This is a genomic window from Sphingobacterium cavernae (genome assembly GCF_008520265.1).
In the GTDB taxonomy this organism is placed as follows: domain Bacteria; phylum Bacteroidota; class Bacteroidia; order Sphingobacteriales; family Sphingobacteriaceae; genus Sphingobacterium; species Sphingobacterium cavernae.
In genome coordinates, this window is the sequence record NZ_VIQM01000071.1 from 1 (window position 1) to 21,159 (window position 21,159).

General features: G+C 35.8%; 12 protein-coding genes, 1 rRNA gene and 1 pseudogene. 1 reads left to right on the forward strand and 13 read right to left on the reverse strand.

Annotation, left to right across the window (positions count from 1 at the left end; genetic code table 11):
* Positions 1–111: pseudogene (locus FLS47_RS19150) on the forward strand (IS982 family transposase); the annotation flags it as partial.
* 187 nt (positions 112–298) lie between these two features.
* Here the strand turns inward: FLS47_RS19150 and FLS47_RS13750 are convergent.
* The 13 genes from FLS47_RS13750 to rrf all read right to left on the reverse strand — a co-directional run bounded on the left by FLS47_RS13750 (position 299) and on the right by rrf (position 21,158).
* Positions 299–1,534, reverse strand: coding sequence for a hypothetical protein (locus tag FLS47_RS13750; RefSeq protein ID WP_149914936.1), 1,236 nt, complete (start codon positions 1,532–1,534; stop codon positions 299–301).
* Between the two features lie 5 nt (positions 1,535–1,539).
* Entirely contained in the window at positions 1,540–3,330 is a 1,791-nt protein-coding gene (locus FLS47_RS13755) for a LamG-like jellyroll fold domain-containing protein (RefSeq protein ID WP_188347437.1), read from the reverse strand.
* Positions 3,331–3,343: 13 nt separating this feature from the next.
* Positions 3,344–5,368, reverse strand: a complete 2,025-nt coding sequence (locus FLS47_RS13760) for a M60 family metallopeptidase (protein WP_149914938.1) — start codon at positions 5,366–5,368, stop codon at positions 3,344–3,346.
* 10 nt (positions 5,369–5,378) lie between these two features.
* Positions 5,379–7,109, reverse strand: a complete 1,731-nt coding sequence (locus tag FLS47_RS13765) for a LamG-like jellyroll fold domain-containing protein (RefSeq protein ID WP_149914939.1) — start codon at positions 7,107–7,109, stop codon at positions 5,379–5,381.
* 18 nt (positions 7,110–7,127) lie between these two features.
* Positions 7,128–8,717: a DUF5008 domain-containing protein gene (locus tag FLS47_RS13770; RefSeq protein WP_149914940.1), complete on the reverse strand. Its 1,590-nt coding sequence runs from the start codon at positions 8,715–8,717 to the stop codon at positions 7,128–7,130.
* Positions 8,718–8,726: 9 nt separating this feature from the next.
* Entirely contained in the window at positions 8,727–9,431 is a 705-nt protein-coding gene (locus FLS47_RS13775; RefSeq protein WP_223225290.1) for a fasciclin domain-containing protein, read from the reverse strand.
* Between the two features lie 18 nt (positions 9,432–9,449).
* On the reverse strand, positions 9,450–10,982 hold the full coding sequence (locus FLS47_RS13780; RefSeq protein ID WP_149914941.1) for a RagB/SusD family nutrient uptake outer membrane protein: 1,533 nt from the start codon (positions 10,980–10,982) through the stop codon (positions 9,450–9,452).
* Between the two features lie 11 nt (positions 10,983–10,993).
* A complete protein-coding gene (locus FLS47_RS13785) occupies positions 10,994–14,146 on the reverse strand; it encodes a SusC/RagA family TonB-linked outer membrane protein (RefSeq protein ID WP_149914942.1) in 3,153 nt (1,050 codons plus the stop codon).
* A 15-nt stretch (positions 14,147–14,161) separates the two neighbouring features.
* The gene (locus FLS47_RS13790) at positions 14,162–15,193 is read right to left on the reverse strand and encodes a DUF5007 domain-containing protein (protein ID WP_149914943.1); all 1,032 of its coding nucleotides are present in this window, start codon (positions 15,191–15,193) and stop codon (positions 14,162–14,164) included.
* A gap of 7 nt (positions 15,194–15,200) precedes the next feature.
* Positions 15,201–15,869, reverse strand: coding sequence for a hypothetical protein (locus FLS47_RS13795; protein WP_223225291.1), 669 nt, complete (start codon positions 15,867–15,869; stop codon positions 15,201–15,203).
* A 13-nt stretch (positions 15,870–15,882) separates the two neighbouring features.
* On the reverse strand, positions 15,883–17,406 hold the full coding sequence (locus FLS47_RS13800; RefSeq protein WP_149914945.1) for a RagB/SusD family nutrient uptake outer membrane protein: 1,524 nt from the start codon (positions 17,404–17,406) through the stop codon (positions 15,883–15,885).
* Positions 17,407–17,425: 19 nt separating this feature from the next.
* Complete coding sequence (locus tag FLS47_RS13805) at positions 17,426–20,377, reverse strand: SusC/RagA family TonB-linked outer membrane protein (protein ID WP_149914946.1); 2,952 nt, start codon at positions 20,375–20,377, stop codon at positions 17,426–17,428.
* A gap of 672 nt (positions 20,378–21,049) precedes the next feature.
* Positions 21,050–21,158: ribosomal RNA gene (gene rrf, locus FLS47_RS13810) — 5S ribosomal RNA — on the reverse strand.
* Between the last annotated feature and the right edge of the window lies 1 nt (position 21,159).

Consider the following 21,159-nt stretch of genomic DNA (forward strand, 5'->3'; position numbering starts at 1 on the left):
ATCAACTTTATCGTAAATATCTTAGCTGGATTAGCAGCATACAGTTTCTTCCCTAAGAAACCTTCAATCAAATATCAAACGGTAAAAACTAACCAATTGTACGCTTTTTAATTATCGAATTCAGGTTCATAAGTTTAGATATCTATTTGCCCTATAAACGGATACACAAGATAAAGCTTATTGCGTTAAGATGTTGTAAAAATATAGATATAAAAGCTCCAACTAAAGAAGCCCTATCACAATTAAGTGATAAGGCTTTACATTTACATTATTAAAAATTGATTTGAATTATGCTTTGTTAATACTCGTCATACCCTTTGATATAAATTTCGTTCATATTCGCGAAACGATCAGTAGCACTAAAAGTTGTTAAACATATAATTTTGACAGCTTTAAAAAGCGTTTCATTATTTGGTAATGGAATAATATTATCCTGACGGTCATTGGCTAAAGTATAATTTCCCAATTTTACCTCTGTACCGTCCAATTTGATCCCATATAATTCAATATCCTTTACGCGGTAATTACCTACGGCTCTGTGCAACAATGTAACTTCCTTAACAATAATTGGCTTGTAAGGACCAGCAGGAGATTTTAGTGCCTCTTCGTTGAATAAGCCAGTTGCAGATGCTGCTCTTGTTTGCGTAAATGTAAAAATTAACGTAAATGGGTATTTTTTGTCTGCTGAATGATCTGAAGTGACTGTAGTACTCCACTGCGTATGCCAAATCGTACCTAAATTACCGTCTAACATAAATGACGGAGGTCCTTCAGATGTAGAATTTGAATTCGAAGCATATGGCGTCCAACCAGCTCGTAAAGCTGCAGTATTGTAATCAACCAATACAGGTGATTGTACTTCCACTTCAACTGTGCGAATTTCTGATTCGCCACCTTTAGCATCTTTTACATAATAAGTTACGGTGTGTTTACCTTCCGAGATTCCTTTTACTTCAAAGTTATCCCCTGGCGTCGGTGTAGGCAAGTCAACTGCTGTAAATGTTGCAGCATTATCTATTTTATAATATAAAGTCGCATTGGATCTTGTAAGATTGAGCATAAAAATGCTAACCATCCTTATACCACCTTGTACATTGATATTATTAACGATCCCTTTTGATGGAAATGGTAATGCACTTACTACATAAGAGAATTTTTTGGATTCAATACCATTTTTACCTTTCGCCCACACTTCAATTGGCAAAGGAGTACTCACTGGCAAATTCTCGATGATATATAAACTTTCGAAATCTTTTACTTCTGTAATTTCTTTTACACCAGTTCTATTGTACGAAAAAAAGACAGATTCAACCAATTCTGTATCAACAGAACTGATATCAAATCTTACTTTTTCATCGTCATCAGCTACGACTTGAAAGTTATTTTGCTTCACAGGCCCACGTGCATTGACTTCGATGTCGTCCAAAGGAATTTGATCTGGAATAACTAATGCATTTTCCTTACACGCACCTATCCCAAGGATCAAAAGACCCATCAAAATAGCTGGAATAATTTTATTATATATTTTTTTCATGACGTTTATTTCAAAAATTCTAGTTCAAATTTTGACAAAAATACTTCTCCTTGGAATCCCCATGTTTCATGTGGCTTCAAACCAAACCAGTAGAATATTTGTGGTACAATATCTAAATTCTGAACGAATACTTCATCGCTTGGTTGATCACAAGGCATATAGTTACCACCTATATTAACAGATGCTGTATTAGAAAATGTCAAATCAGGAGCATTATTCTCTAAAGAATTAAACCAAGTATTAGTTGAAAGCTGTCTGTAATACGCAATTACACTACTCGCTAGTGGATCTGTATTTTCAATATCATTACGACATGCAATATTTCGTGCTTCAGCCTCTGACAAAGCTTTATTCCAAACACGAAAATCAGCTAAATCATAATGTGCATAACCTAAATCTGTACGTTGATTATTAAATCCTAAAGTCAATGGTTCAGCATTCGAAAAGGCATCTACCCCCATTGCTATCGTTTGAGAAGCTAACAACACACCATCTAAATAGACTTTAACACTTGTTGTAGTATTTGTCAATTTTTCGAAAATAAATGAGTAGTGATGCCAACTTCCGTCCGCACCTCTCGTAAATTCTACTTCTTGCGTATTGGTGCCGTCCTGAAATCTTAATTTGAAATTAGCATTCTGCCCATACAAGTGCCATCCAGCATTAGCACTATTTGAAGAAGCATCTTTCCCTAAGAAATAATTGTACCAATAACTATATCCGCCTGTAAAGGACAGACCTGCCCAAACGTTGTCTTCGCGCAGTCTAAATTTAAAATCATAAGTAATAGCGCCTGTAGCGGTAGAATTGGCATTAAATATATTACTCTCGGCTCCAGCAGGAGATTGAGCACGCACACCAATTTCAGAAAATGTACGCGTTTCCACTCCGTTGTAGTGAGTATATGTTCCAGGAAAATAACCGTTTAAGAATACATACTGCATCGTCTCTGCCTTCAACTCTTGAGGTAAAAAATCCTTATAAGAATATAATGTAAAAATATTTCGCTCAGGAAATGAATTACCGCCGTAGTTCTTTTCAGTACCTCCGTGGCTCGAAGTTACAATAATCAACCAATCTTCGTATTCTTTATCCTCTCTTGTATTTATTTTATTTATGATTTCTCCAATTTGAGAATCTACTTTTTCAATAGCTTGTGCATATTCAGACTTATCTGCATCAAAACCAGCTGTAGAGCCAGCTTTCAATACATCTTTAAATTGAAGAATTACCAAATCTGATACATTATCTCGATTAAATACCTTTAATGCTTCTTCTTTTACTTTCTCATCTGAATTCACGACAATATTTTCATCCGAATCCATTAACAAGATATTTCCAATCCCTTCATCTTGCACAACGATTGATGATCTCAATGAGCTTTGCACCTGTTTCAAACGATAGATTACGCTTGGGGCAAAAGTTACTTCATCGTGTGGGTGCTCCGTATCAGGTTGTGGCAAATAGCTCTCATCCGTGATGTGATGTGTATCCGAATTGTAACCAGTCATCATAGTGACCCAAGAGGCTGGAACTGAAGTATTATTATCCGTCAACGCATCAAATGAATACTTACCCGTTTTCATCAATTGGCTAAGATTATTTGGGATTTTTTTCTCCAACTCCTTCCCCACCAGACCGTCTACAGAGATAAGCAAAATCTTACGCTTAAGTATTTTTTCAGAATCTTGTTCGTATTCTTCGAATTTGGGTTCTGGACTAAAATATTTCGTACATCCCGTAATTATTACAGCGAATAACAACAATGGAATTACATTTAATAAGTTTCTTTTCATGGTATGATAGGTATTAGTCGATGTCAAAAAATGCTCCGAATTCTGAAACTGCATGATGCGAATTACCACTATGATTATTCTCTCTAAAGAATATTTTAACAAAACGTATTTCACGACTTTGCTTTAATCTGAATTCTTTACGGTCGGCAGTATTAGGCATTGTAAACGAATATCCAGTTTCTAGATCCGCGTCAGTAAGGGTTGTATAATTACTATTATCAATACTTACTTGAATTTCGATGTTTTTAGGTCTTTGTCCAGCACTATTTGTTCTTGGAACAAGGTAGAATCCTTTAACAATTTCATTCGCTTTCAAAGAAAAAGTTATTGAGTGAGGTAGCTGAGCTGTAGCTGCAGACCATTGTGAATGCCAAAATGTAGTTGTATTGCCATCGATAATACGAATAGCCTGACCGTTGTTTGCTCCTTCTCCTGTAGGTTCTTCCGTTGATTTTGCCAAAATAGTCCATTCCGTCACATCCACGTCCTCTTTAGGATTGATTGTACCTTCACCGCCTGTGTTAGTCAATGGGTTATATGTCCAAATCGCTTTCTCCAATGGTGGATACTTCGCTGCCATTTCTCTTCTTGCTAATGAACTAATCTGAATCCCCCACGCTCTACAGAACTTTTGGTAGTCTTTTCCTGTAAAATCACATAGCGTACGGTAGAAAAAATCTCTCTTAGCTTCGTCTAATGAGAAAGAATAATTAGTATTTCTTGCTTGTTTATAGATATAAGGCATAAAATCCCAACCCGACTCACCATTTTTACCTACAGCCTTATTATAAATTTGTAAGAAAAGTAAAATCTTCACAAAAGGATGATTACCCGTAGATGTTTCTTTATCCGTAATTATATTCTTACCTGTAGATTTAGCTGCATACTCTAATCCAGCCTCAAAAGCATCAGGAATAGCAGGGTGATTTGCAATTGCTAATCGATTCAATCTATTAGCCGCTTTCCAAATGAATAAGTTGTTGGTAGTCTCACCTAACCCATTCCAGCTCCATGTGCCACCTTGCTGATAGTTGTGTCCCAATTCATGAAATGCACCCCAGCTTACTTCTGCAAGATTATCAGGATTTAAAATATAATTTCTATCGGTAAACATTCTAAACCAATGTCTATCCGCTTGTGCTACCCAAGGATTACCGTTGTGTGCATAACCAACAGATGGTTGTATATCCAAAACTGCGCGTTCTGGTAAATCTGGATATCTATTTTTAAGATCTGTCGTATTTGGTAATAACCCCATCCAATCGTAAAAATCCTTTACATATATCTCATTCCACTCAGTAAGTGCACCTTCAACATTGGCAGCATCCCCTTTATAATTAATTACCATATTTCTTGGAATAGAAAATATAACCTTTTCGGATCGTACCTCTAACCAAGGAACCTGCGTATTCTCTACATCTTTTAACCACTCTTGTACATTTGATTGACCCAATATAAAATCAGGTGATCGAACTGCTCCCGAAAAATTTAAGCTTACAGGCTGTGTTCTTGAGTTATTTGTCAATATCCAAATTGTACCCCCATATAGGTTTTTCACATAATTGACGCCCGGAAACAGTTCCTTTCTAGTGAAAATAATTGGATCTCTACGCAATGGATCTTTACCCGATAAATTATCCGTATGTACCCCTACTTGTACGGTAAGGCCAATTACCCCAGCAGGAACTGTAATCTTAATATTTTCCCCAGCAGGAGCATACAGACCTGTACTAAAAATAGGCTGTGGTACTTGACTAACTTTAAGATCTTGTGTACTCACATAAAAGTAATCCATATCAAAAGTTACAACTGTATCTGTAATCCTCTTGACATTATCCCCCACCAAACCTGGGTACAATCGTGCGCGATGATAGAGACTTTTGTCTGCTACAGACATCGTAGTATCTGTTTCTATTATAGACGGTTCCTTATCACCCTCTTTGTGACCATGTTCAAAATCGTATCCATACTTGCCACATGACGAAATAGACAACACGGATAAGGCAACAAGGAATATATTCTTTAAATTTCTTTTCATAACCAAAATATTATAACGTTGACACTAATAATGTTGGCGTCCAACTTTTACCTTCTAATCCCCAAGCTTCTTGTGGAATAATTCCAAACCACTGATATATAAAAAATGGAATATCTACAGCGTTAGGAACCAACTTATAGAATGAATCACGAATTGGTGGCTGAAAATGATTTACAACATCACTATAACTTGTCCAATTGTATGGACCTGTGATTGCCATATGCTTATTGTTGCCTGATAAATCCGTTAATTTATTTGTACCTACATCATCATATCCTGGCCAATAGCCTATTAAATTGGATTTTTTAGGATGGTTGTTCTCTACACTTGTAATACCTGTTAATTCGGCCACCTCTTTGTTTGTAAATGCAGTATTGTAAATCTGGAGATTGTTCAGCTGAAAGTCAGCTCCTGCATTATCATTACCTGCCTTCTTACCAATCACTAGTGGTGCATTATTAAGAAGAGAATTGGTATTAATTGTGGTTGATGCATTTAAAACTCCATCGGTAAATACTTTAACCGAATCCGCAGCCCCAGATCTGCTGACTACAACGGTATAACTATGCCATAATCCATCGTTGATTTGTTTGGTGCCAAATACTTGACTGCTGATATTACTATTCCAACCTATCTTATTGTTGCCATCTCGTACCTCCATAAACAAATTCCAACCATTGCCACTGAAACCAACATCACGCTTTGAAAGAATGATTGGGTAATTGTGACTCCCAGTAGTATTTGATTTAAAGAAAAAGCTAATTGTGAAATCTGTATTAGGTCCGAAATTATACAATTCAGCATCTTGTAATGTTGAATTCACAGCTGGGCTACCATAGGTATAACGCAATGCATTGCCATCAAAAGGAATTTCTGTTGAATTGGGTCTTGATAATAAGCTTCTTGAAAATTTCGGGCTATAGAAAAAAGTGATTGTATTTCTGTTGTTATCACCATAAGAGGTGTTATCCACTTCCGCATTGATAGCGGGGCCACCTATACTAGATGTAATGATTACCAACCAATTCTCTTGTGCATAAGAAGGTCTTTCTTTGATCGCACTGATTAACAAACCGATAGATTCATCAAATTTGCGAAGTGAAGCTTCATAATTTTGATCATCAACTTCGAATGAATTTTCCGATCCAACTGTAAAAGGCTCCGTGAAATGTGCAATAATTAAATCGGAGGAACCATTTTTCAGTTCATCAGTTGATTTTTGTAATACTTCAGCATCAGTAGCTGCTATACCACCATTATCTGCATCTTTCAAAAGACTATGATAAATGTCCCCATTTGTAGAAAATGCAGTTGTTGTTATATCCGATTTCGTACTTTTTATACGTTTTATGATTGTAGGATAACTTTCAAGATCAGCAGATGAAAGATCACTTCCTATCACGTTATGCTTTGATGAAGTTACACCCGTTAATAATGATGTCATCCCAGCTTCTTTCGTAAAAGGAGTGCTTTTATAATCCCCTAATGATCCGTAAGAATGCAAAGCATTTCGACTTACAATTCTGAAATTAGGTAGTTCTAATTGTTGTAATGCCCTACCTCTAACGCCGTCAGCAATGATATATAGAACTTTTGATGACCCAGAATCATAATTTGGTTGTTCAGAAAATTGCTTCAAAATATTCGGAAAATCCTTATTACAAGAGCTGAAAGCCAACACTATTATGAGCAATGGTGTACACCATTGGAATATGTTCGTTAATTTCTTCTTTGTTTTCATAAATACAAAGTTTTTGTGTTAATTTTTAATTTCAATCTTTACAATATTCCCTACTGATTTATTATCAACACTAATAATTAGCCCTCCAACTAAAATTGCAGGATTGCCTAACGATGATGTTGTTTCCACTATAGTAGCAGGAATTCCGGAAAATCTTCCCAAGTTATTGTACTCTTGCTTGGCTTGACCATTTGGTTCAAGGATTAAGATACCTCCTCGACGTACGCCGTTATAACGTAGGAAACTTCCTGTCACTAATACTTTTCCATTATTCAATTTGTAAGCGTAGTTAGGAGCTCCCCCATCAAGATCACCGAATATGAAATTTTGATCTGTCGAGCCATCAGAGTTTAATACGACAACACCATTCGTAGGTTTTCCTCCATAATTTTTGAAAGAACCTGCAATTACGATTTTATCACTTACGGTATTATAGGTAATACTCAAGATTGGAAAATCAGCACCACCACTAGCTGTGAAAGACTGATCTATTTGTCCATTCGGTTTAATACAAACTATGTTTCTAACGGCTGTTCCGTTATAGTTTGTAAATGCTCCAGCAATAACAATACGACCATCTTTCAACGCTACTGCGTCATTTATAAAGCCGTTTAAGCCTGTATTATTTAGATTAAAAGTGGAATCAAGTTTACCATTAGGTTTTAATTTAGCGACGTTTCGGACACGCGTATTTACATATCTTCTGTTATCTCTAGAAGAGTATTGATAATCAATGCTACGGTGTACTGCAAAACTTCCTACTGCAATGATGCTACTGTCTGCAAGCTCAAAGACTTTATTAACAATACCATTTGTAAAACCAGAATTGAAAGCCGATACTGTATCTAATCCATCCAGCGGCTTCGTGTCCGAATTTGGATTAATGACAGCCACTGTCACTGTATCCAAGCTACCATTGGCATTTAGTCTAGCAATACCGCCCACTTCGCGTTTTGAGAATTCACTAAAATAGCCTCCGATCATGAATTGTCCATTCATTAAACGTGCAATAGATGAAATTCCCGTATTTGCCCTTCTTCTGAAGTCCATATTGGTAGCTGTCTGTCCTAGACTATTGATATAATGAATTCCCGTAAGGTATTTACCAGTTGTCCACTCATTCTCAAAATCACTAAAACCTCCTACTACAATATGCCCACCTGCATGAGGCAATATCCCCATTACGGACCCGTTGAATCCATTTACAATCTTGTAATCTGTATCCACCGAAACTTTACCCTCTACTCCTACGTGTGGACCATAAAAAATCTGATCATTCATTACCACTGTAACCATACCAGAACTTACTTCATTCGGAATTCGAAAATCAACCGTAGAATCTGTTAATCCAACGATTTCAGTCTTCACTTCACTCAATAGAAAATCAAATTTATTCTCATATTGCTTGAGACCTCTAACATTGATACGTACGACTTCACCTGGTAATGCGGATGTAGGATCTGCAAGATTAGACGTGAAAATAATTCCGAATGGTGCCTTACCTCCTTCATAGGGATTCACACCTACTTCTTCCTTTTTTTGACAGCTAATTATCACTAATAAAGTAATGATTGCTGCACTTATATTTTTAAATATTGAACCTGTCATTTCTATTGATTAGTAAGTGATACCCATATTAAATGCATCGGATGCAAAATCATACGAATAGAAGCCAAAGCTGTGTCTGAAATATTGCAAGACATGGATTACTCCGTTATTTGGTTGAATATTTGAAGTTGCTACGGGATTCGTATAATTAATTAGAATTTGTCTGTATCCAGCATACTTCACAATTTGTTCTACTCCAGCACTATTTTTTGTACGTACATCATTATAAAATGTACCAATATTCATCGCTTCGCCGCCAATAGAAATATAACCTTGACCTGGATAAGCCAACATATCACTAGTATCGATTTGTGGATAATCTTTCAATAAGTATTTGTCTCGGTAGATATACTTTGATAAGTATTTTTTCCATACTTCTGGTGAAACTTGTCTTACATCCAACACTGTATCTTGACCTCTTGCGTACAAGACGCTATTTAATGCTCTAATACTTTTACTAATACTTTGCGACGTAGGTGCAAAAAATGTAACATTAGCATTTGGATCATTTAATAAAGTCGAATATTCTCCTAATTCGAGTACTTTCACTAGTGTATCAAATAACTCTGGTCTACTTTTAAGAAATTGTAAAATCGTTCCATCATAATTTGGATCATGTACTCCTCCATCTTCATAATATTCTTTTCTACAGGATGATAAGGCTATTATGGTACTTATAATTGCTAAGAATATAAATCTTATATTATTTGTCATTTTCATCTCCGCTACAAATTAGTTCCAATAATTATTAAGTGTCATGTATGGATTGTCTACTAATGCATCCTGATGAATTGGCCATGTCCAACCTCCTCTATTAAATGCATCTACAGACATCGCTGCTTGCGTATATTTCGTATTTAAGACTTTTCTTGTACGTACTAAATCGTAGTAGAAATGGCCTTCACCGATCAATTCGCGTACGCGCTCCCACCAGATGAAATCTTTTAACTCATCGCCTGATTCACTTACTGCTAATGTAGCTCCTGCACGAGTTCGGATTAAATTTACTACTTGACGAGCGTCTGCATCTCTATTCAATTCTGCTAGAGCTTCCGCTTGCAACAATATTGGGTCTGCATATCTAAATACTACTTGATTGTCATCAGGATTATAATCTTCCCCTTCTTCGTTGAATACGTTTAAGAATTTCAAACATTGCATAAGCCCAGTCGTATTGTAGATATCATCATCATACCACACATCCTTACGCTTGTCTGTACCACCTAATGGGTATAATTCTTCCATAAACTTAGATTCGTAGTATAAATAAGAGCGCTGAATCGCGACATTCTTATTCGGGTAGCGCAAGAAATAATCTGAATATGGTGATGAAATTGAAAAAGTCTCACCATAATTAAGATTTTGTACAATTTCCAATAATCCTTCTTTAGTACGTCCTTTGAAAATTTCTTTAGTTCGCTCTAGTGGAAGTAATTCATAAGAGTTATTATTTTCATTGCGGATTTCTTCGCCTAGTGCCACCACTTCGTTATAATAAGGAGTTTTATCATTAGTGGTAAATCCAGCCATCCACATATTCATGTGCATCATCAACGTAATAGCTGCCCCGCGCATCGCTCTATTACCAACAATGGAAGGGTCTTCATAAGTCCACGGAAGATTTTTATAATGTTCCTTCATATCAGCATTTGCTTTAGCAAGCACGTCCAACATATTCGAGCGCCCAATAGCTTTACTGTGATATGCTTCTGTGTAGTAAGGTACATCACCATACAATCTTACCATGAAGAAATACGCTAAATTGCGTAAGAAAACGGCTTCTGCTTTATAACGCTCTACACTTGCAGCCGAAATCAATCCTGGTTCCATATTGTCCATTTCGAAATAGACAATATTTGCAGATTGTACCATTTTGAAAAAATCATTCCAACGTGGAATCGCTGTGAATCCGAAGAAACTAAAATCAGAATGGAATAGTGCATTGATATTATTATTTCTCAGGTGTGTCAAATAATTACGTCCTGCTGCAGATGATTGTGAAGTACGCACGATAGGTGCACATCTAAAATCGCCCGTAGCTGGAAAGAAAATACGGTGATTAGCCGATCCGCCTCGCGGCGTACCCATTGTAGCCAAGCGAAATGTCTTGTATATTCCCACAATAAACTTATCGACATCTTGTTCTGATTTCCAGTAATTATTGCCTGTCAAATTATCTTTAGGTGAAACATTCAAAAATTCTTTTCCACAAGACAAGAACAGTAATGTATTCATCAATAAAAGTCCTAAAACTATCTTTTTCATATCTTTATCTATTAGAATTGAACATTAACCCCTACTGTATAACTTCTTCTATTAGGGTATCCTGCGGATGAATCACGTCCCAAAGCGGAAACTAACTCTGGATCAGGTCCAGAATACTTACTGATTGTAAATATGTTATTCGCTGAAAAATATACTCTCGCAGATGTGATTCCAAGTCGCTTACTCAACATTTCTCTGTCAAAATTGTAGGATAATGTCGCAGTAGTGAATTTGAAGTACGAACCATCCTCTTGGAATAATGTCTGATCATAGCGGAACGGATCTATAAATCTATTTCTACGGAAATCATAAATATTTGGAAAATATGAGCTTGTATTACTTGGCGTCCAAATGTCCATGTTTTCAATTGGTACTAGTGCGCCTGGACCTGAATCTGCCAAGCCAGCTGGATCACTGTAATTCCTCAAACGATCAGCTAAAGCATTATTTAATACATCGCGTTTGAATGTCATGAAGAATTGTGAATTCAATGACCAGCTTTTGTATTGTAAGAATGCATTGAAACCACCAGTAAATACAGGTTGCGAGTTACCAACAATTACAAAATCTTTTTCATCCAAAATATAATCTCCATTCAGATCCGTCCAGATAGGATCTCCAGCACGGAAGAAACGCTCGTCTGCCAAAGAACCTCCCATACGATAGCGAAGACCTGTCAATGGATTAATAGGCACTTGATCATCAGACTCATATACACCACGGTAATGTAATAACACATTCGAAAGTGCATTGATACCCAATCGATAAAGAATAGATTGTTTATAAACTGAATTATCTTGCAACAACAACTGACGTACATCGTCTGGTAATGCAGCAGTATAATCTCGGTTTAATGCTCCATTTAGATTAAACGAGTAACTAAAATCTCCACTTTTTCTTGGTCTATAACCTATAATGAATTCATGTCCCATATTCACAAGAGATGTTTCATTCGTATTTACATTCCCAAAAGCATTGATATTTGCAATTTTTTTCGTTCTCAAAATTTGGTCTGACTGCTTGTAATAGTTTTCATACAAGAATGTCAATCCATTTTTAAAACCAAATTCAATAGCACCATTTAACATGGTTGTAGTTTGTGGTAACAAGGAGATATTAGGAATTGTATTCATATCTAATGTTACCGAAGATTGGTTGTTGTACGTCTCAATATCGGATGTATAGCGACCATACACATCATATATACTTCCTGAAGGAATAATATTTTTACCCCAGCTACCACGAATCATACCATAATCAAGAGATTCCCAATTCTCCATGAATGACTCGTTTTTAAAGTTCCAACGCGCACCAATTGAAGGTAAATTAGACCAAGGATTAGCTGAGCCTGTAGTAGAAGTACCATCCAAACGGTATGAAAATTCTAGAATGTATTTTGCATCGTAATTGTAAGTGAAGTTACCTGCGTAACCTAATGTTTTACGTTCGTAAAGTCCTTTTAACGTTCCTCCTAGTGCATAAATAGATGAATAACCTAATCCCGATGTGAACTGATCATTAGGAGTTCCTGTCAATTGCATCACATCTGCTTGATAGTTACTTACCTCAGATTCATTGAAGACATATGCACTTAAGATATGCTTCTCAGCCAATTCTTTGGTATAAGAAATCATGTTTCTGTTATATAAGGTATTCAAGCGATCATTATACGAATACACTTCGGAAGCATTTGAATTTAAAGCTTCAGGTAAGAAACGGTCTTGGTTAGCCACTTTAAAGTTATAACTCATCGTTGTCGAAAATCGCAATCCATCGAAAGGTGAGTATTCCATTTCAACTTGAGAGTTTAGGTTAGCTGTTTTATTGTCATTCTTCATACTCAAAGCTGACAATGCATCTACACTTCCCGAAAACAATGACGGAGCTGGAGCTAAAGACGACGTGTTCGCCGAATTTGCTACTCCCGTTTGTCGAAAAGCATTACCACTACCTGTACTATTTTTTGCAAGAGATGGACTCAAGTTCACAAACATTCTGAAGCGATCACTTGGTCTGTATTGCATATTCATTGGAATCGAATAACGCGTAAATCCTGTATTCTCTACGATACCACGTTCACCATAATAACCTGGAGCAATCTTGTAATTAAAAGTTTGATCACCACCTGAGATATTAACTGAATGCGATGTATTCATCGTCGTACGATAAAAATACGATTGCCAGTTTGTAGAGTTATTAAAGAATGGATTCAAGGAATCGGCTAACAAAGGTGTACGATTTATTAAATCCAATGCCGCATTCAAAGTAGTATCATTTTGCAAAATTTGATTGATACGTGATCTGCGTTCATACACTCCACCCAATACTTGGCGCAAATTCGGAGGGGTATTCACAAAGGCTTGTCCAACATATTGTACGATTGGAATTTTTGATTTACCTCTTTTAGTAGTTACCAATATTACACCATACGCTCCTTTAGAACCATAAAGTGCAGTAGCTTGGGCATCTTTAAGGATGGTCACATCTTCAATATCCTCTACTGGGATCATCGCGATTGGACTAATACCAGGGCCTGCTGTTTGGAAACCATACTCGTAGTTTGTTCCCTCATCAATAGGTACACCATCGATAACATATAATGGAGATGTCGGAGTCAAAAATGCATTATCACCAGTACCTTGAACATTCAATGTCGAAATACCACGAATTGCAACACTTCCACGCATACCTGGTGTACCATTGTTCAACTGCACATTCATCCCTGGTACTTTACCTTGCAATAAATCCGTGAAGTTTGCCACAGGTACATCTTGAATTTCTTTACCTGAAATGGTTACAGCAGATCCAGTTAATGTCTCACGTTTACGTGCTTGATACCCTACGACAACAGTCTCTTCGATTTCAGTTGAAGTTTCTCTTAATGTCAAAGTATATCTCGTCTTACCTGCTACTATTTCTACTACATTATTATCATGGCCAATTACTCTAAATAATAATTTATCGCCTGTATTAGCCTTTAAGCTAAATTGTCCTTGAGCATTAGTCGATCCTAATACTTTTTTTGTTGCATTATTACTAATGGTTACCCCTTGTAATGTACCCCCGGAAGAACTTCGAACCTCTCCAGTAATCGACACCTCTTGTGCAAAAGCTGTCATCACCAGGAAGTTTATCATAAATAATATTAATTTAAATCTTTTCATACGGTTCAAATTAGGCTAGTCGTTATCAAATTTTGGGGTTTCTCCTCGAAAGCGAAATTGTATTTCCCAGTGTCCTTCTTCATAGATTGCAAAGTCAAATCCTAACTGGCTTTGCGATAAAAATCCACCAAATCCCAACCTATTATATCTTAAATTGATACGAGCAAGATTACCATCTGTCGTAGTATATTTAGTAGGATATTGAACTAATGGAATAGGGTATGCTACATCATATACAGCCTTATGCCCTTCAAAACGATGATTGAATCCATGAATCATCTCTTTCCAATTCGTATCCTTGAATTTTTTAATGTCAATTGAGTTGTTCATAGAATCCAACACACTGATAGTTAATGTCCCACCTGGTGCGGTGTTTTCAATATCTTTGAAGACATATACTTCGACATCGAAAATAAAATCTCCTGTTTTTTCACCTTCTAGATTATAAATGTAACTTGGAGATAAAGCAGCTCTAGTTGCTAAGCCAGTCTCTACATTATATTGAGAAGGTTGATAAGGTCTTTCTTTGAATGGCTTTAATCTCAAATTACGTGCGTACTTACGTCCGCCTGAATTGGATATTTCCACATCAAAAATGTAACATGAATCGGGTTGCGTTTTGATCCAATTTGAATTACCATAATCCCAAAACAAAATGTTTCCTGATTTTTCGCTGACTTCAAAAATTGAATGGTATTCAATTTCTCTTTTTGATTCTATTTCAGCAATCGATTTTTCTTCTCCCGTATAATTTTCTTTCCAAACTTTTACTGGGAATTTATCTGTTAACTCTGTCGCTGGTGCCCCATCTACACTACGCACATTTACGAGTTTGAAAGTCAACGGTAAACTTGATGTGTTGCTGACATTTGCCGCGTTTTCATAGATAGTCTTACGACCCAATGTTGGGGTATATTCTTTTACCATGTAATTTACATCGTCTCCCAAAGCATCTATACTTTCAGGAATAAATGATTTACATGCGGAAAATGAAAGTGCCCCAAGTAATAATGGTATAATGAATTTATGCTTAATCACGATATTCATAATTTAGTTACTGTGTGGAATATTTACTGGTAAACTTGCTGAAGCCAAAATCATGACCCGCTGATAGGATATGTACAATTCCATTTTTGGTACGTACATTTACTACTGAAGTGTTCACACGTTGCCAATACCTCTGGAAAATTGAATTATTAGTATCACTAAAGATCAGCTGCTGTTGTCCTCCCCCGACAAAACCAGATGCATCAAGTACGCGATATTGGATATGCATTTTATAATTATTCTTTGTACTCGTCACCAGCTGTCCATCAATAAATGGGCTCAATTGCTCAGTATCGAACTCTTCCATGATTACATACCTATTCGTCATAGAATCCAAATCAACTAGTCCTACATCTTCCAAGTACAAATTAGGTCTGCCTGTAAGAGATCTTGTGGTATTTAATGCTTCTAAAGCAATATCAAAGCTGCGATTCGTCACTGCGAATAAAGTATATGAAGAATCTGCATTCCTCAACTTTGCTCTTAGGTCAGGTAATCTGTCCAATACTAATAGCAAGGAATCATAGACTCCTGCTTGCGACTGCAAATACTCATAGATGGTTCCGTCATACACAGGAGCTTCTGTATTATAGTTGTAGTAATGTTCATCGCCTTTTTCACAGCCGATATTTACTAACAACAGCAACGGTAATATTATTTTATATAAATTTTTCATATGGATGACAGGTTTATTTCCAATACTCATTCTGTACCAACGATTTATTTTTACTCAATACATCTGATGATATAGGCCAATATATGCCTCCTTGTTCGATCAATTGTACCAATTCGCGATCTATTGGACGTAGCCTATTTAAGCGAATTTGATCGTACCATCTCCACCCTTCACCCATTAATTCACGTCTACGTTCGTTGAATATTTCCTCAATCAATGGTGTGGTCGTAATCACTGAATATGTTCTTACGCCTCTATTTATTTTCACTCTATTCAACAATGTAATAGCCTCATCTCTAGAACCTAATACAGCCAAAGCTTCTGCGCGCAAAAGTGTTATTTCTTCCAAGCGGGTGAATATTAAGTTCGAGCCGAAAACTCCATAAGAGCCATCGTTGACACCATCTCTAATAATTTTAATCTTGCTGAAAATTGGAATTTCACCACTATAGTTTGTGAAATAATTGGTTCTGGTAAGTCCAGATATTGTATCAATACCAAAACGAGTATCATTGATGTCATTAAAAATTCGAACTATAGAATCCTTTGGTACATATATATCAGGACGTTGCTTTGATATTAAAGGATCTGCTAATGTCAATTCCTCGATATGACCTGTAGCTGAAGCTTCACCATAGATATAAGGAGCTGGAACAGATAAGAGTTGTCCTAAATTGTAGTTGTTTGAAAACACACCATTTAGTCCAGATAAATTCCCAATGCTAGAGATATAATCAAGACCTAATGAACTATAATTGTTCATTATAAATTGCGTATAGGTATCTACATTGATGTATTTTCCTTGCCATGCAGCGATATGAGAAAGAACCGCATAACCTGTCAATTTATTGAACAACACTTTTCTCCAATAGCCGTTAGTCTCGCCATAATAACTTACCAATGAACTGCCGTAAAAATAAGGTAGGTCTACAACAGCACTTAACAATTCAGTTTCCGCAAAATTCAAAACAGATTGACTATCGGTCTTAGGTCTGTGTTCAAAAGAACCATCATCAAAAGATTTCGTAATCAAGGGAACATCACCCCAGATTCTAACCATGTAGAAATATGCAAAAGCACGAATTGCCCGAGCTTGCGCGATATCCATTTTTAGATTCTGTTCTGTATAGCGAGAATCTTTTAAACGAACTTCAGGTGCTCTTTCGATTAATATCGCTGCAGCATTGATTACTGCATAAAATCTTCTCCAATTGGTCAAATCTTTAATCAATGGATAAGATGCTTTAAGGTTATTTGTGTTAATAGCACCTAAATCCGATCTGCTGTAAGATGTAAAATCACCATGACGTAATTCACCATACATCCAGTGTGAATTATTTTCAACCATAGCAGCACGAAGTAAACTGTAAGTTCCTAACAATGCAGATTTCGTATCCGAAATACTAGTCCACTGCAATGTTTCTGAAGCCACTTCTCCACTAGGTTCATTTAATTTATCTGTACACGAAAGTGTAGCACTTTGTATAAAAACAGCTCCAATGAGCAATTTTAATAAGTTTGATATCTTCTTCATCATAATTATTGGCTAGTATAGATTATAGATCCAATTTAAAACCAAGTGAATATGTTGGTGTCAATGGCAATCCATATCCATCGTAGTATCCATTAAAATTCACAAGTTCAGGGTCTCTTCCAGAGAAATTTGTGAAAGTATATAAGTTGTTCACGGTAGCATATATGTATGTACGACGAAGCGTTTTTACATTACTTAAAAATGACGCTTTGGTCAAATCGTACCCCAATGAGATGCCACGGATTTTTAAGAAAGAAGCGTTTTCTAAAAATAAATCCTGATCTACGCGATATGGATCTATACTACTCCAGACATTATACAATGGATATTTGCTGATATCTACATCTTGTTGCCAATGAAATATTTCACGAATAGAGGCTATACTATTATTGGATTCATTATTAATAAAATTATACTTTGTTGCGGCACGCTCATTCATAGCCTTATGCCCTAAAGCAAAATACAAGTCTATTCCTAAGTCCAAATTTTTGTAAGTGAATTTATTATTGAATCCACCAAAAATTTTCGGGAGTGAATTCCCTTTTAATACTTTATCCGCAGATGTGATTTGAAAATCGTTATTTTGATCTACCCATTTTGGGTCACCATATTGGAATGGAATACCATCAAAATTAAACGTGGTACCTGAAGAGGTAGGTACATCGGCTGCATCTGCATAAATGCCTGTATTTTCATACACCCAAAATGCATCTGCCGAATGACCTACGCGCAATAATCGATCTCCAATTACGAGTTCGGACAAATTATCTGGAAGAGCTACAACTTTGTTCTTGTTCAAATTGATATTTAAGGAAGAAAACCAGCTAAATGACTCAGGCTTTTTAACAATATCTGCCGAAATCCCTAGATCAATTCCCTTGTTACGAATAGATAAACCATTTTTAAATTGTCCAACATATCCATATTCTTCTGGCACAGGAATCAATACAATTTGGTTTTTTGTATCCTTTTGATATACTGATAAATTGGCCGTAAGTCTATTATTAAAGAAAGATTTTAAAATATTTAAATCAAACTGATCTACATAAGACCAGCCTAAATCATAACCCACCCAACCTCTATTATATGGTCTTGATAAAGCTGAATTGCCATAGAACGAAAGAATATTTGATTCACCAGCCCAATTGAGATTAGAATAATATTGAGGCCCTACAGCATAACGGCTATCTGAATTGATGCGACCTACACGACCTGCCGCTAATTTGATTGAGAATTGATCCTCAAGATCAAGTTGCTCATTCAGGTTCCACTTTACACTTGCAGATGGTGTAAACAACCATCTTGAATCTGGTTGAATCGTTGACGATGCATCCCAACGCACTACAGCATCAAAATCTAAAATCTTATCGTATTGGTAAGCAATCTTGCCATACGCTGAAAACAGGCGATTAAGTTCTGAATTATACCATCTATGAACTTTCAAACCACCTATAGGACTTAAGTATTCTGCCTTATTCGGGTCACCGTCTACTACGTTAAGTTTGATGAAATCATTTGGACCATCGAAAGCTTTAGCGTAAGTAAATCTATTAAGATCATCTAAATATTGGATACCTCCAATAAAAGACAAAGCATTCTTATCATCAATAGTAAGATTATACTTTAGATTGTTCGTAAAAGTATATCGCTGCGAGTAACCATAATAATTAGAAATATAGTTCGTCGTTTCCATCAATTCAGAAGGATAAAATATATCTCTAATACCTTCTGTATAATCCACTGCAAACGCTGTAGTATAATTCAAATTAGACAGGATATCTAATGATATTGAAATATTTCCTTGTATACTATTTGTGATATTATCGTTTACGCTACGATCATGTAATGACATGTAATTTCTATACTGATCTACATTTGGAGACAATGGAGTAGATAAATCCGGTAAATAGCCAATCTCACCATATCTGCTACGTAAGCTTGTATTTCTATTGCGATCCGTACGTGTAGCGTTTAAAAATGCCGATACAGTAAACCATTGAAATGGCAACATATTAATATTTAATAAGGCATTATACCTATTAAAGTAATTATTGTCTGCGGTAGTCGTGTTCTTTGTATGACCTCCTAAAAAGCCAAAATTCGCACGATCAGATCCACCACGTAAACTGAAATCTAATGAATACAATGATGAGTTTCTATAATATTCGTCCTTCCACTTAGATGCACCATAGTAATTCATATTTGTAGAATCAGCAAGATATCCTGGATATACTTGTCTAGCTTCTATAGTATTATTGTAAAGTGCATAAAATGGCTGTCTGAAATAATTCTCATATTGTCCATTGACAGGTGTAATTGATGGCTTTTGGTTTAAGCCAAAATAACTATTAACTGATATCTCACGTATACCAGATTTTCCTCCAAATGTAGTTATCAAAATAGCTCCATTTGAAGCAAGTGGACCCAATAATGCTAGACGAGCAGGATCTTTAACGACTTCAATACTTTCAATAGCACTGATGTCTACAAAGTTTAAAAAATCAGTTTCAGGACCAATTCTGTTAAATTTGTACAATTGCGTTTCATAAGCAAAATTGTGTGATGTTGCCATAGGTACGCCATTCACAAAGACTGTTGCGCGTACGTTATTCAAATCAGAATTGTTAAATAAAGGTGTACCTGCTCCGCGAATGATCAAGTTTTGGTAAGATCCTGATTCGGCAGAAGGTTGTTGAACATACACTCCCCCTATTTCGCCTTTGACAAAGTCAGCTAAATTGGTGAATGGCTTAATTTTTACCTTCTTCAGATCAATAGTGTCGACAGAGCTAATAGACTTACGGAGATTCCGAAAATTCACTAACTCCTCTTCTGTGAGGTCGTTCTCTTCAATAGTATCGCTTTGCAATACAAATCGAAAATTAGTAACCCTACTACTTGAAAAAGCTGGATTTGCTTGTACAGCTTCATTACATAAAAGTATAGATGCAAATACAATAAATTTTCTCAACATAAAATGTTTTTTAGGATTATGTAATGGTTAAATGTTATCACAATTTCTTCGAAATAGGTAGATAACTAAACAAGTATATATCTATTTTATGTATTTAAAAAGTATTTACAGGGGTAGAAAAGGCCGTTTTAGCAACGAAATCGGTTGCGCAATTTTACGCAACCGATTACGCAAACTGATTTTTTTACATAAAATAACACTTAAGTAACATTAAATTCAGTAACTAATACAGTAATATTGAATATTTACATATATTTTGTTTTTAACAGAAGAAAAATTTAATAAATTAAACTGTTTTTAAAATTAATTTTATGTTTTTTAAAGTAATAAACTGAATTTTATTAATACATAAAGTTAAATAGAACAGAAAGTTTGATTTTTTAATACGAATAGGAGAAATGCAATTTGCAAAAGAATAGTTGTTTTAAACAACTAAATTCAAGCTAAGTAGTTATAGAATAGAAGAGTTGCTATAAGAAATTTAGATTAGAAACAAAATGTACGTATAAATCCTATAGTGATAAATTGAATTTAACGGAAGTAGAAATTAAGAAAATTATAGCGTTCCTACATGCTTTGACTGATAAAGAGTATTTATAGTTATTGCCGACCTTCAAAACTCTATATACGCAAAAAAGCCTTACCACTTTCGTGATAAGGCTGTTGTATAAAAAAAGGCACCGACCTACTCTCCCACCTGTTACGGCAATACCATCGGCTCGGGCGGGCTTAACTTCTCTGTTCGGAATGGGAAGAGGTGAACACCGCCGATATAGGCACCC

What these genes read in the sequence shown, in the direction of transcription:
- FLS47_RS13785 (WP_149914942.1), bottom strand. Translation starts at nt 14,146, where the DNA reads ATGAAAAGATTTAAATTAATATTATTTATGATAAACTTCCTGGTGATG.
- FLS47_RS13750 (WP_149914936.1), bottom strand. Translation starts at nt 1,534, where the DNA reads ATGAAAAAAATATATAATAAAATTATTCCAGCTATTTTGATGGGTCTT.
- FLS47_RS13790 (WP_149914943.1), bottom strand. Translation starts at nt 15,193, where the DNA reads ATGAATATCGTGATTAAGCATAAATTCATTATACCATTATTACTTGGG.
- FLS47_RS13775 (WP_223225290.1), bottom strand. Translation starts at nt 9,431, where the DNA reads ATGACAAATAATATAAGATTTATATTCTTAGCAATTATAAGTACCATA.
- FLS47_RS13780 (WP_149914941.1), bottom strand. Translation starts at nt 10,982, where the DNA reads ATGAAAAAGATAGTTTTAGGACTTTTATTGATGAATACATTACTGTTC.
- FLS47_RS13765 (WP_149914939.1), bottom strand. Translation starts at nt 7,109, where the DNA reads ATGAAAACAAAGAAGAAATTAACGAACATATTCCAATGGTGTACACCA.
- FLS47_RS13760 (WP_149914938.1), bottom strand. Translation starts at nt 5,368, where the DNA reads ATGAAAAGAAATTTAAAGAATATATTCCTTGTTGCCTTATCCGTGTTG.
- FLS47_RS13755 (WP_188347437.1), bottom strand. Translation starts at nt 3,330, where the DNA reads ATGAAAAGAAACTTATTAAATGTAATTCCATTGTTGTTATTCGCTGTA.
- FLS47_RS13805 (WP_149914946.1), bottom strand. Translation starts at nt 20,377, where the DNA reads ATGTTGAGAAAATTTATTGTATTTGCATCTATACTTTTATGTAATGAA.
- FLS47_RS13800 (WP_149914945.1), bottom strand. Translation starts at nt 17,406, where the DNA reads ATGATGAAGAAGATATCAAACTTATTAAAATTGCTCATTGGAGCTGTT.
- FLS47_RS13795 (WP_223225291.1), bottom strand. Translation starts at nt 15,869, where the DNA reads ATGAAAAATTTATATAAAATAATATTACCGTTGCTGTTGTTAGTAAAT.
- FLS47_RS13770 (WP_149914940.1), bottom strand. Translation starts at nt 8,717, where the DNA reads ATGACAGGTTCAATATTTAAAAATATAAGTGCAGCAATCATTACTTTA.